The following is a 15,119-nucleotide window of genomic DNA, read 5'->3' as shown; positions in this document are numbered from 1 at the left end:
ACCGGCGCGGTCTCAGCCGTCCGGGGTGTCGGGCACGGGGGCGGCGGCGGTGAGGACGTCGTGGAGGAAGGGCACGATCCCGCGCTCGAGGAGGGCCAGGCGCCAGGCCTCCCGGGCGCGGGACAGCTCGTCGTCCTGGTTCCCGCCCACCTCCGCGGGGCTGTTGCGCAGGGCCGTCACGAGCAGCCCCACGGCGGCGCAGAGCAGTCCCGCCGCGGCCACCGTCCCGAAGACCAGACCGGCGGTGAGCAGCGTCGCGCCGAACTCCACGGTCGGGGTGAGGGCGTGCAGGACCGCGCCCGCCAGCAGGAGGATGACGGCCGCCGCGCCCGCGAGGACGGGCACCATGACGGTGAGGACGGCGACGACACCCGCGCCGCCCGGTCCCGGCCGGTCGGCGGTCGAGGGGCGGTTGCCGAGGGCCGCGCGGTGCTGCTCGCGGACCTTCACGTAGTGCTCGTACTCGCTCGCCGCCGCGCTGGTGACCAGCGTGGTCGCGTTCAGCGTGAGGGCACGCAGCTGTACGAGGGTGAGGCGGGTGCCCGCTCCGTCGAGATCCGGACGTGCGTGGGCGGTGTTCAGTGCGTCGTCGAGGACCCGCTCGTACTCGGCGCGGTCCTCGGTCAGCAGGTGCGGAGCCACGTTCATGTGCATCCCCCGATGCTCCGTGGCCGCGGATCAGCCGTGGCGAACGGTCGGTCGAGCGGAAACGGAGGAGAGCCTGCTACCAATGGACCCCGATGGTAGGACGGGGGTGCCACGGGCTGACAGGGTGTTTCCGGAATTCGCCGTCCCCGGATGCGCAGGGTGACGCGTCAGCCGGTCAGGGGCAGTTGGACGACCAGGAGCTTTCCGGCCATGGTCACTCCGCCGTCCATGGCGATGGCGAGGCCCTCGGCGTAGACGTGCGGTCCGTCGACGACCGGTCCCGTGTCGTCCTCGCCGTCCTCCGCGCCGACCTGGCCGAGGAGGTACGGGATGGGGCTGTGGCCGTGCACGATCCGTCGGCCGCCGTAGGTGGAGAGCAACTCCCGTACGGCCTGCGGGCCGCCTTCGTCGCGGAAGGCGAAGCGCTTGGTCAACTTGCGGAAGAGGTCCCAGACCTCGTCGGCGTCGTTCCGGTTGAGGAGTTCATGGACGGTGTCGTTGACGTCCTCGATGGTCTCGCCGTACTCCAGGTACGCGGTGGTGTCGGAGTGCAGCAGGAGGTGGTCGTCCTCCCACACCACGGCGTCGAGCCGGGACATCCACTGGAGGTGGACGTCCTGGAGACGGTCCATGTCGTGCTTCTGCCCGCCGTTGAGCAGCCAGGCGGCCTGGAAGGTGGCGGTGCCCGCGCCGGAGTTGACCGGGGTGTCGCCGAACCGCTTGGCGCCGATGAGCAGCAGTTCGTGGTTGCCCATGAGGGCCTTGCAGTAGCCGCCGGCGGCGGCGGCCTCGGCGGACAGGCGCATGACGAGGTCGATGACGCCGATGCCGTCGGGGCCCCGGTCGGTGAAGTCGCCGAGGAACCAGAGACGGGCGTTCCCGGCGGACCAGTCGCCGTTCTCGTCGATGAGGCCCTGGGCGTGGAGGGCGGAGGTCAGTTCGTCCAGGTAGCCGTGGACGTCACCGACGACGAAGAGCGGGCCGGGTCCCTCGTCGTTCCCGGAGACGGGTCCGGTCGAGGGGACGGCCTCGGGGGTGACGGGGAGCCGGAGGGTGTCGCCGGGGCCGATGACGGGCAGGTCGCGCTCGGTCGGCGTGTATCCCTCGGGGAGTTCGCCGTCGGGGAAGGCGTTGCCGGGGTGGCCGGTGGCGACGGAGACGATCGCGGAGGCGGCCGGGGCGGGGTACGCGGGCTGGGCGCGGTGGCCGAGGAGCAGGGTCGGCTCGGAGGGCTGGGGGGCGCTGGGCGGGGGCCCCGCGGGGTGCCGGGGCGGCTCGGACGGGTACGCGGGGTGGAGGTGTCCGGCGGCCGGGTCCTGCTGCCCCGGGGCGGCCTGCTGTCCCGGGTGCCACGGCTGTTCGGGCGCGGTGGTGGGCATCGGCGGGGCCGTACGGGGGGTGTGGTCGACCGGGCGCGGGGGGGCCGGGGGGCGCTCGGGCGCCGTGTGGTGCGGCTGCTCGGCGGGCGGGGCCTCGACCGGTGGTGGGACCGGCAGAGGTTCCCCGGAGGTCGGCTCGGAGGCGTGGCCCTGTACGGGCACGCGCGCGTACGGCGGTACTCGGAAGTCACGCAATGTCGCCGTGCGCGCCTCGGGCTCCTGCCCGGCCCCCTGAGTCATGGACCCCTCCACCACCGTCGCGATGCCCTGCACAGCGCGGACCGGCCTGGTGGGGGTGGTCCGCGATGTCGTGCGCCCATCATAGGAATGAGGGTCGTGCTGTGTGACGCACCAGGGGTGGTGAATCCGGGTCCACTCCGGGTTGACCGGCTGATTCGCCCGATTTAGGAAGGTCTAGTCCAGGGTGGAGACCGGTGCGTCGGCCGGTTTGGCCGTCCCGGCCCACGGGCAGGGACGGGACGGCGGTGCGGTGACGCCCCGTCGGAGGTTCCGGTGCGGGGCGTTCCGTCGGGACTTCTCAGTCCTTCGAGGGCGAGCGCGGCGGGCTGACCGTCGTACGGGGCGAGCGGCGCTGCGAGGAGGTGCGGACGATGAGTTCGGTCGGTATCACCTGCTCGACCGGGCCGTCGGTCTCGATCCCCTCGATGGCGTCGATGAGGAGCTGGACGACGGCGGTGCCGATCCGGCGTGGCTTGAGCGAGAGCGTCGTGATGGGCGGTTCGGTGGTGGCGTAGACGGTCGACTCGCTGCAGCAGACCAGCAGCAGGTCGTCCGGGACGCGGAGTCCGTAGCGGCGCGCGGCCGCGAGGAGGTCGGTGCCGTTGGGGTCGAAGAGGCCGTAGACGGCGTCCGGCCGGTCCGGGCGGGCGAGCAGCCGGTCGGCCGCGACGGCGCCCGCGCACGGGTCGTGCGCCGGATAGGCCTCGTAGACGGGGTCCTGGCCCACCCGCTCGCACCAGTTCAGGTACGCGGTGGTGGACAGGCGGGTGTACGTGTCGGTGGTGGTTCCGGTGAGGAGGCCGATGCGGCGGGCACCGGCGTCGGCGAGGTGGTCGAGCAGGTCGAGGACGGCGGCTTCGTGGTCGTTGTCGACCCAGGCGGTGACCGGAAGGGTGCCGGCGGGGCGTCCGTCGGAGACGACGGGCAGGCCCTGGCGGACCAGTTCGGTGACGACCGGGTCGTGGTCGGAGGGGTCGATGACGACGGTGCCGTCGAGGGCGACGTTCGACCAGACGTCATGGCGGGAGGTGGCGGGGAGGATGACCAGGGCGTAGCCCCGGGCGAGTGCGGCCGATGTGGCGGCTCTGGCCATCTCCGCGAAATACGCGAATTCGGTGAAGGTGAAAGGTTCATCCCCGTACGTGGTCACGGTCAGGCCGATGAGTCCCGACTTGCCGGTGCGGAGCGTGCGGGCCGCCGCGGAGGGGCGGTACCCCAGCCGGTCGGCGACCTCGCGTACATGTCGCCGGGTGGCGTCGGGGAGTCGGCCCTTGCCGTTGAGCGCGTCGGAGACAGTCGTGATGGAGACCCCGGCGGCGGCGGCCACGTCCCGGATGCCTGCTCGGCCCTGCCGGCTTCCCCGGGTCTGTGCCCGGCTCACCTGGTGCTTCCCTGCTGCTGTCATGGCGAGCCGATAGTAGGGCGACAGAGGGTGGTTGGGCCGGTCGCACATACAGGCGTTGACAGGCACGTTTCTGCATGATCGAAAAGCGCCAAGGATCAATAAATCAAAGGTAGTTAGAGAGATTTTTGTGGGTTCCATCGGTATCGGACCACGTCGACCTGGCGAGGGTGCGAGGTCTCGAAGAGGTCTCAACTCACCTCTACGGGGGATGCGCGCCACGGCGCTCGCCACCGGCGTGCGCTACCCGAGCGTGCGCCCCCTGGTCTGTCGGCCGCGAAGGGCGAAGGGTCCGCGGCGTACCCCTCCGGTGTCCGGGGCCCATTCGCAGTGGGTTGTCCACAGGCCATTCGCAGCGGGGGCGAATCCTCTTAAGGTGAGGAGCATTGGCGGTACGTACGGTCGAGGAGGCCACACTGTGAGCGAGACCAGCGGGACGAGCACCGGCAGCCCGAAGCTGCGCGCCGAGCTGGACGGCGTTCCCACCTACAAGCCGGGCAGGCCCGCGGCCGCGGGCGGCCCCGTGGCCTTCAAGCTGTCCTCCAACGAGAACCCGTACCCGCCGCTGCCCGGTGTCCTGGAGAGCACGCTGGCCGCCGCCGCGAACTTCAACCGGTACCCGGACATGGCCTGTGCGGGCCTCACCGAGGAGCTGGCCGCCCGCTTCGGCGTCCCCGTCTCGCACCTGGCCACCGGCACCGGCTCGGTCGGCGTCGCCCAGTCGCTGCTCCAGGCGACCTCGGGCCCCGGCGACGAGGTGATCTACGCCTGGCGCTCCTTCGAGGCGTACCCGATCATCACCCAGATCAGCGGGGCGACCTCGGTGCAGGTGCCGCTGACCGAGGGGGAGGTGCACGACCTCGACGCGATGGCCGGGGCGATCACCGACCGGACCCGGCTGATCTTCGTCTGCAACCCCAACAACCCCACGGGCACCGCTGTGCGCCGGGCCGAGCTGGAGCGCTTCCTCGACCGGGTCCCCTCCGACGTCCTGGTCGTGATCGACGAGGCCTACCGCGAGTTCGTCCGCGACACCGAGATCCCGGACGGCATCGAGCTGTACCGCGACCGGCCGAACGTCGCCGTGCTGCGCACCTTCTCCAAGGCGTACGGCCTGGCGGGGCTGCGGGTCGGTTTCGCGGTCGCCCACGAGCCGGTCGCGGCGGCGCTGCGCAAGACGGCGGTGCCGTTCGGGGTGAGCCAGCTGGCGCAGGACGCGGCGGTGGCGTCGCTGCGGGCCGAGGACGAGCTGCTCGGACGGGTCGGCTCCCTGGTCGCGGAGCGCGAGCGGGTCCACGCCGGGCTCGTGGCCCAGGGCTGGACGGTGCCGGACACCCAGGCCAACTTCGTCTGGCTGCGGCTCGGCGAGCGGACCGCGGACTTCGCGGCGGAGTGCGAGCGCCACGGTGTGATGGTGCGGCCGTTCGCGGGGGAGGGCGTGCGCGTCACGATCGGTGAGACCGAGGCGAACGACCTGTTCCTGAAGGCGGCGGAGGGCTTCCGCCGGGAGGGCTGACCGGCTGCCGGTGGGCCGCGGGGCCGGTCACTGGCGTGCAGCGGGGCCGGTCACCGGTGGGTCCGGTGGTCGGCCCCGTGCGCGTTCCACCGGATCGGGCCGTACGGGTTCCACCCGGACCGGGCCGCCGTCGAGGACGGTGGTCTGGGGTCTGGGGTCTGGGGTCTGGGGTCCGGGGTCCGGGGTGCGGAGGGCCCGGGCGCCGAAGTAGCTCCTCGTTCCGGGCGCGGGTGGTGGATGAGGGGAGCGGGAGGGACCTCGTGAGCGCCGTGCTCGCGGGGGTCTCCGCCGGGGTCGCCGTGATGTGTCCGGCGGGCCGGACGATGTGTACCCGGCGGGCCGTGCCCTGGGTGTCGACAAGACGGTGAAGCCGTGGGGGAGCCGTCGACCGGGGACGAAACGACCGGCCGACCGGGGTGGCCTTCAGGAGGGACCCCCGGTCGAAGATACGGATTTCGTATGGTCCATAATGCTTGTGAATGTGAACGCGTTCACAAGCGTGTCCTGGTTCATCCCGTAATTCATGGGATTAGCAGGGCAAACTGCCGGTGTGACCACGGCGATGTAAGGAGAAACGACGTGGACCTCGCTCTTGCGCCAGAGACCCTGGCGCGTTGGCAGTTCGGCATCACTACCGTCTACCACTTCCTCTTCGTCCCCCTGACGATCTCCCTCGCCGCGCTCACCGCCGGACTCCAGACCGCCTGGGTGCGGACGGAGAAGGAGAAGTACCTCCGGGCGACGAAGTTCTGGGGCAAGCTCTTCCTGATCAACATCGCCATGGGTGTCGTCACCGGCATCGTCCAGGAGTTCCAGTTCGGTATGAACTGGTCCGACTACTCCCGGTTCGTCGGCGACATCTTCGGGGCGCCGCTCGCCTTCGAGGCCCTCATCGCCTTCTTCTTCGAGTCGACCTTCATCGGTCTGTGGATCTTCGGCTGGGACAAGCTGCCAAAGCGCATCCACCTCGCCTGCATCTGGATGGTGTCGATCGGCACCGTCCTCTCCGCGTACTTCATCCTCGCGGCCAACTCCTGGATGCAGCACCCCGTCGGCTACCGCATCAACGAGGAGCGCGGCCGGGCGGAGCTCACCGACTTCTGGCGCGTGCTCACCCAGGACACCGCCCTCACCCAGTTCTTCCACACCATGACGGCCGCCTTCCTGGTCGGCGGCGCGTTCATGGTCGGCATCTCCGCCTACCACCTGGCCCGCAAGAAGCACATCCCGGTGATGCGGACCTCGCTTCGGGTCGGCCTGGTCACCCTGATCATCGCCGGTCTCGGCACCGCCATCAGCGGTGACCTGCTCGGCAAGGTCATGTTCAAGCAGCAGCCGATGAAGATGGCCGCCGCCGAGGCCCTCTGGGACGGCGAGGCCCCGGCCCCCTTCTCGATCTTCGCCTACGGAGACGTCGACGAGGGGCACAACAAGGTCGCCATAGAGATCCCCGGCCTGCTGTCCTTCCTCGCCAACGGTGACTTCGACTCCTTCGTCCCCGGCATCAACGACATCAACAAGGCCGAGCAGGAGAAGTTCGGGCCCGGCGACTACCGGCCCAACATCCCCGTCGCCTACTGGGGCTTCCGCTGGATGATCGGCTTCGGCATGGCCTCGCTGACCCTCGGGCTGATCGGCTTCTGGCTGACCCGCAGGAAGTTCCTGCTGGCACCCGGCCTGAGGACCGGTGAGGACGAAGTGCCGAATCTGGTCCTGTTCCGGCGGAAGGCGCTCAACCCCCGAGTGGGCAAGTGGTACTGGATCATCGCCCTCTGGACCATGGCGTTCCCGCTCATCGCCAACTCCTGGGGCTGGATCTTCACCGAGATGGGCCGTCAGCCCTGGGTCGTCTACGGCGTGCTCCGCACCCGGGACGCGGTCTCCCCCGGCGTCTCCCAGGGTGAGGTCCTCACCTCGATGATCATCTTCACGACGCTCTACGCGATCCTCGCCGTGATCGAGGTCAAGCTGCTCGTGAAGTACGTCAAGGCGGGCCCGCCGGAGCTCACCGAGGACGACCTCAACCCGCCCACCAAGATCGGCGGGGACTCTCGTGACCCCGACCGCCCCATGGCCTTCTCGTACTGAGGCTCAGGAGATCGAGGCATGGAACTCCACGACGTCTGGTTCGTACTCATCGCCGTCCTCTGGATCGGCTACTTCTTCCTCGAAGGCTTCGACTTCGGGGTCGGCATCCTCACCAAGCTGCTCGCCCGTGGCAGGCCCGAGAAGCGGGTCCTCATCAACACCATCGGACCCGTCTGGGACGGCAACGAGGTGTGGCTGCTCACCGCCGGAGGCGCGACCTTCGCCGCGTTCCCCGAGTGGTACGCGACGCTCTTCTCCGGGTTCTATCTGCCCCTGCTGATCATCCTGGTCTGCCTGATCATCCGGGGCGTCGCCTTTGAGTACCGGGTGAAGCGGCCCGAGGAGAACTGGCAGCGCAACTGGGAACGGGCCATCTTCTGGACCTCGCTGATCCCCGCGTTCCTCTGGGGCGTGGCCTTCGGCAACATCGTCCGGGGAGTGAAGATCGACGCGGAGATGGAGTACGTCGGCAACTTCTGGGACCTGCTCAACCCCTACGCGCTCCTCGGCGGTCTGGTCACGCTCACCCTCTTCACCTTCCACGGCGCGGTCTTCGTCTCGCTCAAGACGGTCGGTGACATCCGCACCCGGGCGCGGGCGCTCGCGCTCAAGCTGGGGCTCGGTACGGCGGTGCTCGCACTCGGCTTTCTGATCTGGACCCAGGTCGACACGGGTGACAGCTGGAGCCTCGCGGCGATGCTGATCGCCGTGGTGGCCCTGGTCGGAGCGATCGTCGCGATCAAGGCGGGGCGCGAGGGATGGTCGTTCGCGCTCTCCGGCGTCACCATCGCCGCCGCCGTGGCGATGCTCTTCCTGGCTCTCTTCCCGGACGTCATGCCTTCCTCGCTGAACCCCGCGTGGAGCCTCACCGTGACGAACGCGTCGTCGAGCCCGTACACGCTCAAGATCATGACCTGGTGCGCGGGGATCGCGACCCCGCTGGTGCTGCTCTACCAGAGCTGGACCTACTGGGTGTTCCGCAAGCGGATCGGCACCCAGCACCTCGCCGACGCCCACTGACCAGCCCTCTCCAGGGAGCATGTTTCACGTGAAACCGATCGATCCGCGTCTGCTCCGGTACGCCAGGGCCACCCGTGTCTTCCTGATCGCGGTGGTCGTGCTCGGTCTCGTCGGAGCGGCGCTGGTCATCGCCCAGGCGATGCTCATCGCCGAGATCGTGGTGGGGTCCTTTCAACAGGACCGGTCGGTCTCCGACCTGACCACGCCCCTGCTGCTGCTCGCCGGAGTGGCGCTGGCACGGGCGCTGGTCTCCTGGCTGACCGAACTCGCCGCCCACCGGGCGAGCGCGGCGGTCAAGTCCGAACTGCGCGGCCGTCTGCTCGACCGGGCGGCCGCCCTCGGACCCGGCTGGCTGAGCGGGCAGCGGACGGGCTCGCTGATCGCCCTCGCCACACGGGGCGTGGACGCCCTGGACGACTACTTCGCCCGCTACCTCCCCCAGCTGGGACTCGCGGTGGTCGTCCCGGTGGCCGTCCTGGCCCGGGTCGTCACCGAGGACTGGGTCTCGGCGGCGATCATCGTCGGCACCCTGCCGCTCATCCCGCTCTTCATGGTCCTGATCGGCTGGTACACCCAGGCCCGCATGGACCGTCAGTGGAAGCTGCTCTCCCGGCTCTCCGGCCACTTCCTGGACGTCGTCGCCGGACTTCCCACCCTCAAGATCTTCGGCCGGGCGAAGGCCCAGGCCGAGTCGATCCGCGCGATCACCTCGGAGTACCGCCGGGCGACGATGCGCACCCTGCGGATCGCCTTCCTCTCCTCCTTCGCGCTGGAACTCCTCGCGACCCTGTCGGTCGCGCTCGTCGCCGTGACCATCGGTATGCGGCTCGTCCACGGCGACCTCGATCTGTACACCGGACTCGTCATCCTCGTGCTCGCCCCGGAGGCGTACCTCCCGCTGCGTCAGGTCGGTGCCCAGTTCCACGCGGCTGCGGAGGGCCTCGCGGCGGCGGAGGAGATCTTCGACGTCCTGGAGCACCCGGTACGGGCCGGCGGCTCGGGCGCGGTCCCGGACTCGGTGCGCCTGGAGCTGGACGGCGTGACCGTACGCCACCCCGGACGCGCCGAGCCCTCGCTCGACGTGACGACGCTGACCGTCGAGCCCGGTGAGACGGTGGCCCTGGTGGGGCCGAGCGGGGCCGGGAAGTCGACGCTGCTCGATGTCGTGCTCGGGTTCGCCGTGCCGGAGCGGGGCGGTTCCGTCCGCGTCGGCGGCGAGGACCTCGGCACGATCGACCTGGAGGCCTGGCGGTCGCGGATCGCCTGGGTTCCACAGCGCCCGTACCTGTTCGCGGGCACGGTCGCCGAGAACGTACGGCTGGCCCGACCGGACGCCTCCGAGGAGGAGGTGCGGCGGGCGCTGCGGGACGCCGGTGCGGACGGCTTCGTCGCGGGACTCCCGCAGGGGAGCGAGACCCCGCTCGGCGAGGACGGCGCCGGGCTGTCGGCGGGGCAGCGACAGCGCCTCGCGCTCGCCCGCGCGTTCCTCGCGGACCGGCCCCTGCTGCTGCTCGACGAGCCGACGGCCGCGCTGGACGGCGAGACGGAGGCGGGTGTGGTCGAGGCGGTCCGCCGCCTCGCCGCCGGCCGGACGGTGCTCCTCGTCGTCCACCGACCGGCACTGCTCGCGGTGGCCGACCGGGTGGTACGGATCGCCCAGGCGGCGCCCGTCCCGGCGGGGGCCCGGGTGGGAGCGGCTCTCGAAGGCGCCGGGGTCGGAGGTACGGGCCTGACCGGTGCCGGTGCAAGCGCCGGTCCCGGTGCTGATGTCGATGCTCCGGCCGGTGTCTTCGGCGGGGCCGGGTCCGGGGCCGAGTTCGAGTCTCAGGCCGGGTCTCAGGCTGGGGCTCAGGCCGCGTCCGGACCTGGGACTGCGGTCCGTCCTGGTGTCGGGTCCGTCCCCGGGGCCACCGGTGGGTCCGTGCTCGGACGGGTGCGGGGCATGGCCGGGGAGCTCAGGGGGCGGATGGCGCTCGCCCTGTTGCTCGGCAGCCTCGCCCTCGGCTCCGCCGTCGGGCTCATGGCAGTGTCCGGCTGGCTCATCTCCCGCGCTTCCGAACAGCCTCCCGTGCTCTATCTGATGATGGCCGTCACCGCCACCCGTGCCTTCGGCATCGGGCGGGCCTTCTTCCGGTACACCGAGCGGCTCGTCTCGCACGACGCCGTGCTGCGGATGCTCGCCGAGCTGCGGGTGTCCGTCTACCGGCGCCTGGAACGGATCGCCCCCGCCGGACTGGCCCGTACCCGCAGGGGCGATCTGCTCGCCCGGCTCGTCCAGGACGTCGACGCGCTCCAGGACTACTGGCTGCGCTGGCTGCTCCCGGCGGGCGCCGCGCTACTGGTGGGCCTCGGCTCCGTCGGCTTCACCGCCTGGCTGCTGCCCGAGGCCGGCGCGGTCCTCGCTGTCGGACTGCTGGTCGCCGGCGTCCTCGTGCCCCTGGCGAGCGGAGCCCTGGCCCGCCGAGCCGAACGTCGGCTCGCCCCCGCGCGCGGCGCCCTCGCGACCGCCGTGGCCGACCTGCTCAGGGGCTGCGCCGAGCTGACCGTGGCCGGTGCGCTGCGCGGCAGGATCGAGCGGGCCAGGAGCGCGGACCGGACCCTGACAGGTATCGCCTCCCGGCAGGCCGCCGCCGCCGCCCTCGGCGCGGGTCTCTCCGCCCTGGTGTGCGGTCTGACCGTGGTGGCCGCCGCGGTCGTCGGTGTCCAGGCGGTGGCGGACGGGCGGCTCGGCGGGGTGTCCCTCGCCGTGGTCGTCCTGACGCCGCTCGCCGCCTTCGAGGCGGTCACCGGACTGCCCCTCGCCGTCCAGTACCGGCAGCGCGTCAAGCACAGTTCCGAGCGGGTCTTCGAGGTGCTGGACGCCCCCGTGCCCGTACGGGAGCCGGTACGGCCCGAGACGCCCCCGGAGAGCCCCTTCCCGGTGGAGCTCGACGCGCTCTCCGCCCGACACGCCGGTCAGGAGCGGGCCGCGCTCGCCGATTTCCGGCTGACCCTGGACGCCGGGCGCCGGGTCGCCGTCGTCGGCGCCTCCGGCTCCGGCAAGACCACGCTCGCCCAGGTGCTGCTGCGCTTCCTGGACGTGGAGCACGGCGCGTACCGGATCGGCGGGGTGCCCGCGGGCGCGCTCGACGGCGACCAGGTACGGCGGTTCGTCGGCCTCTGCGCCCAGGACGCGCACCTCTTCGACAGTTCCGTCCGCGAGAACCTGCGCCTCGCCCGTACCGACGCCGACGACGCCGAACTGCGCGAGGCACTGCGCGGGGCCCGGCTGCTCGACTGGGTGGACGAGCTGCCGGAAGGGCTCGACACCCTCGTGGGTGAACACGGCTCCCGGCTCTCCGGCGGGCAGCGGCAGCGGCTCGCGCTGGCCCGCGCGCTCCTCGCGGACTTCCCCGTCCTCGTCCTCGACGAGCCCGCCGAGCACCTGGACCTGCCCACCGCCGACGCGCTCACCGACGATCTGCTGCGGGCCACCGAGGGCCGTACGACCGTCCTCATCACCCATCGGCTGCACGGGCTCGACGCGGTCGACGAGGTCATCGTCCTGGACGAGGGCCGGACCGTGCAGCACGGCCCGTACGCGGAGCTGGCATCGGTGGACGGCCCGTTGCGCCGGATGCTGGAGCAGGAACGCGCTACCGATCTGCTCGTCGTCGGGGCGGAGGCCTCGGAGACAGCGGAGGACGCGGAGGACGTGGAGGCCGCAAGGATCGCGGAAGGCACGGAGGCCGTCCCGGCCTGAGCACCGGCTGCTGTTCCCGGCCCCTGTATACGCACCTGGGGCCGGGCCGGGCCGGGCTGGGCCGGGCCCGGATCTCGGTCCCGGGCGAGTGATCCGTATCGGCGCGCGGAGGCCGTTCGGCCCGGTCCCGACCCGGCCCGGTGGGCGCTCGGACCAGCCCCGGACCAGCCCCGGACCGGGTCCGGAGGCCGTCCCGGGACCGGCGGTCGACTTTTCTCGCCAAATGGGACTTACTAGGCTCAACCCCATGACCGCCGCAGCGTCCGACGCCCCGGACCCCCTGGAACACGACCCGGACACCTCGGAAGCAGTCCAGGACCCCCTGGAGGCAGCCACCCGGGCCACCCGCAGCCTCCAGGGGCTGTCCACGGAGCTCACCGCACGCGTGCCCCAGCTCCTGGAGGCCATGCGCTCGGTCGGCACCGGGCTCGAACTCCACACGACGCTCGACCGCATCTGCGAGACCGCCGCCGAACTCGCCGACGCCCGTTACGCGGCGATCGGAGTCGTCGACGACGAGGGCGAGGGCCTCTCCGACTTCGTGACCTTCGGCGTCGACGAGGAAGTGGCCCGCCGCATCGGGCGCCGTCCGGACGGGCACGCGGGGCTGCTCGGCGCGCTGATCCGGGACCCCCGGACGATCCGCCTCGCCGATCTGTCCACCGACCCCCGCTCGGCGGGCTTCCCGCCGGGCCACCCCCCGATGCGGACCTTCCTCGGCGTCCCGATCCGCGTCCAGGGCGAGATCTTCGGCAATCTCTACCTGGCCGAAAAGCACGGCGGCGGCGAGTTCAACGACTACGACGTGCACATGGTCAGGGTGCTCGCCACCGAGGCGGGCATCGCCATCGGCAACGCCCGGCTGTACGAGGCGGCCCGGCAGCGCGAGCGGTGGATCGACGGCTCGGTCGCCGTCACCACCGCGCTGCTCTCCGGCGGTGACGCCGACGACGCCCTCTCCGTCGTCGCCGAGCAGGCCAGGCGCCTTGCGGACGCGGACGCGGGGATCGTGCTGCTGCCCGCCGAGGACGGCGGGCTGGAGATCGTCGCCGTCTCCTCGCCGAGGTCCACCAGATCGCTGGGCGTGGTGATCCCGGCGGAGAGCGCGGTGGCACGGCTGCTGCTGGACGGCGAGCCCGTCTTCGTGGCGGACGCGTCGACGGACCCGCGCATGATCACCCGGCTGAACTCCTCGTACGGGCCGAGCATGATGCTGCCGCTGCAGAGCGGCGGGCGGGTACTGGGCGCGCTCGCCACCCCCCGGGTGCGCGGCGGGCGCCAGTTCACCGAGGCCGAGCGGACGCTCGCGACCCAGTTCGCCTCGCAGGCGGCGCTGGCCCTGATGATGGCGGACGCCCAGCGGGACCGGGAGCGCCTCGCCGTCTACGAGGACCGCGACCGGATCGCCCGTGACCTGCACGATCTCGTCATCCAACGGCTCTTCGCGACCGGCATGATGCTGGAGAGCGCCCAGCGCAGGTCGATCGTCCCGGCCGTGCGCGAGGGTGTCGGCAAGGCCGTGGACGAGCTGGACGTGACCATCCAGGAGATCCGTACGGCGATCTTCGCGCTCCAGCAGGGGCCCGCCGAGGCCCCGTCGGGGCTGCGCACCCGGGTGCTGCGGGAGATCAACATGGCGGCGGTGCCGCTGGGCTTCAAGCCCGCCCACCGTTTCCTGGGAGCGATCGACGCGACGGTCGGCGAGCTCACCGGCAAGAACCTGATCGCGGCGCTGCGCGAGGCGCTCTCCAATGCCTTCCGGCACGCGCGGGCGAGCAGGATCGAGGTGGTCGTGGACGCCGGTGTCACCCTGCCCGACGGTTCCTCGGGGGTGCGGCTCTCGGTCGCGGACGACGGGATCGGCCTCCCCGAGGGCGGCCGGCGCAGCGGTCTGCGCAATCTGGCGCGCCGGGCCGAGTCGCTCGGCGGCGCGAGCTGGTGCGGGCCGGGCCTCGGCGAGGACGGCGGCGGCACGACGGTGGTGTGGGAGGCCCCACTGTAGGGGCCTCCCACACCACCGGGTCAGTGGGCGGCGGCCACTTCGGCCACCAGTCGTTCGATGACGGCGGCCACACCGTCCTCGTCGTTGGCGGCGGTGCGGTCGGTGGCGGCGGCGATCACGTCGGGGTGGGCGTTGCCCATCGCGTACGAGCGGCCCGCCCAGCTCAGCATCTCGATGTCGTTGGGCATGTCGCCGAACGCGACGACCTCCTCGGCGGTGATCCCGCGTTCGGCGCAGCACCGGGCCAGGGTGGAGGCCTTGGAGACACCGGGGCCGCTGATCTCGATGAGGGCGGTGGGACTGGACCGGGTGAACGCGGCCAGGTGCCCGGCGGCCTTCCGCGCCACCGCGAGGAACTCGTCGGGGTCGAGTTCGGGATGCTTCGCGAGCAGCTTGAGCACGGGGGCGGCGGCGCCCGGCGCCTCTTCGAAGAGGAGCTTCTCTGCGGTGGCGATGGTCGCGCCGGGGTCGAGGTAGAACGGCGGGTACAGCGGCTCGTAGTGGATGCCGGTGGTCTGTTCGACCGCGAAGGAGATGCCGGGCGCGGCCTCCCGCAGGGCCCGTACGACATCGAGGGCGACCGGCCGCTCCAGCGGGCGCACCTCCAGGAAGGTGCCTCCCGCGCGGAGGTCGACGACGGCGGCGCCGTTCGCGCAGATCGCCAGACCGTGGCCGTGGACGTGCTCGCTCACGACGTCCATCCAGCGGGCCGGGCGGCCGGTGACGAAGAAGACCTCGATGCCCGCCCGTTCGGCGGCGGCGAGGGCGGCGACCGTGCGCGCGGAGACAGTCTTGTCGTCGCGCAGCAGGGTGCCGTCGAGGTCGGTGGCGATCAGCCGGGGCGCCGGGGCGGAGGTGCGCGGAGCACGGGGAGAGGTCACCGCCCCATTCTTCCGCACCGGACGCACGGGCGTGCGGGGAGCCGCACATATGAGTGGATTCCATTGTCCGGTTTCGGCCGGTCGGATGGCAGTCGCCGGATGCCGCCTGTCGGATGCCGGACAGCAGTCACCGGATGCCGGATGACGGCTGCCGTTCCCCGGCCCCTCCTGCCCCCTGCTCTCGGGTTTCGGTTCGTGTTC

9 protein-coding genes are annotated in these 15,119 nt (G+C 71.7%); 5 read left to right on the top strand and 4 right to left on the bottom strand.

Translation table 11 applies throughout. The features are described 5' to 3' along the window. Positions 1-12 precede the first annotated feature (12 nt). The 3 genes from ACIRQY_RS14015 to ACIRQY_RS14005 form a co-directional block, all read right to left on the bottom strand. Positions 13-654, bottom strand: coding sequence for a hypothetical protein (locus ACIRQY_RS14015; RefSeq protein WP_403925046.1), 642 nt, complete (start codon positions 652-654; stop codon positions 13-15). 161 nt (positions 655-815) lie between these two features. Then, on the bottom strand, positions 816-2,267 hold the full coding sequence (locus ACIRQY_RS14010; RefSeq protein WP_403925043.1) for a metallophosphoesterase: 1,452 nt from the start codon (positions 2,265-2,267) through the stop codon (positions 816-818). A 298-nt stretch (positions 2,268-2,565) separates the two neighbouring features. After that, entirely contained in the window at positions 2,566-3,672 is a 1,107-nt protein-coding gene (locus ACIRQY_RS14005; protein ID WP_351783227.1) for a LacI family DNA-binding transcriptional regulator, read from the bottom strand. A gap of 415 nt (positions 3,673-4,087) precedes the next feature. On the opposite strand from ACIRQY_RS14005, the gene hisC reads away from it, so the two are divergent. The 5 genes from hisC to ACIRQY_RS13980 all read left to right on the top strand — a co-directional run bounded on the left by hisC (position 4,088) and on the right by ACIRQY_RS13980 (position 14,037). After that, positions 4,088-5,185, top strand: a complete 1,098-nt coding sequence (gene hisC / locus ACIRQY_RS14000) for a histidinol-phosphate transaminase (protein ID WP_403925040.1) — start codon at positions 4,088-4,090, stop codon at positions 5,183-5,185. Between the two features lie 579 nt (positions 5,186-5,764). After that, positions 5,765-7,273, top strand: coding sequence for a cytochrome ubiquinol oxidase subunit I (locus ACIRQY_RS13995; RefSeq protein ID WP_351783223.1), 1,509 nt, complete (start codon positions 5,765-5,767; stop codon positions 7,271-7,273). An 18-nt stretch (positions 7,274-7,291) separates the two neighbouring features. Continuing rightward, complete coding sequence (gene cydB / locus ACIRQY_RS13990) at positions 7,292-8,293, top strand: cytochrome d ubiquinol oxidase subunit II (protein WP_403925037.1); 1,002 nt, start codon at positions 7,292-7,294, stop codon at positions 8,291-8,293. 19 nt (positions 8,294-8,312) lie between these two features. After that, positions 8,313-12,035 (top strand): thiol reductant ABC exporter subunit CydD, encoded by a 3,723-nt coding sequence (gene cydD, locus ACIRQY_RS13985; protein WP_403925033.1) that lies wholly within the window; start codon positions 8,313-8,315, stop codon positions 12,033-12,035. 247 nt (positions 12,036-12,282) lie between these two features. After that, entirely contained in the window at positions 12,283-14,037 is a 1,755-nt protein-coding gene (locus tag ACIRQY_RS13980) for a GAF domain-containing sensor histidine kinase (RefSeq protein ID WP_403925030.1), read from the top strand. Positions 14,038-14,057: 20 nt separating this feature from the next. Here the strand turns inward: ACIRQY_RS13980 and ACIRQY_RS13975 are convergent, their stop codons facing one another. Continuing rightward, a complete protein-coding gene (locus tag ACIRQY_RS13975; protein ID WP_403925027.1) occupies positions 14,058-14,918 on the bottom strand; it encodes an HAD family hydrolase in 861 nt (286 codons plus the stop codon). Positions 14,919-15,119 lie beyond the last annotated feature (201 nt).

This window comes from Streptomyces sp. NPDC101490 (genome assembly GCF_044767145.1).
Lineage (GTDB): Bacteria > Actinomycetota > Actinomycetes > Streptomycetales > Streptomycetaceae > Streptomyces.
The sequence above is the reverse complement of the archived record's forward strand: the minus strand, read 5'-3'. Positions and strand labels throughout refer to the sequence as shown.

Excerpts from the sequence above, each read along its gene's own strand:
- ACIRQY_RS14010 (WP_403925043.1), bottom strand. The coding sequence starts at position 2,267 with ATGACTCAGGGGGCCGGGCAGGAGCCCGAGGCGCGCACGGCGACATTG.
- ACIRQY_RS14015 (WP_403925046.1), bottom strand. The coding sequence starts at position 654 with ATGCACATGAACGTGGCTCCGCACCTGCTGACCGAGGACCGCGCCGAG.
- cydB (WP_403925037.1), top strand. The coding sequence starts at position 7,292 with ATGGAACTCCACGACGTCTGGTTCGTACTCATCGCCGTCCTCTGGATC.
- ACIRQY_RS13980 (WP_403925030.1), top strand. The coding sequence starts at position 12,283 with ATGACCGCCGCAGCGTCCGACGCCCCGGACCCCCTGGAACACGACCCG.
- ACIRQY_RS14005 (WP_351783227.1), bottom strand. The coding sequence starts at position 3,672 with ATGACAGCAGCAGGGAAGCACCAGGTGAGCCGGGCACAGACCCGGGGA.
- cydD (WP_403925033.1), top strand. The coding sequence starts at position 8,313 with ATGTTTCACGTGAAACCGATCGATCCGCGTCTGCTCCGGTACGCCAGG.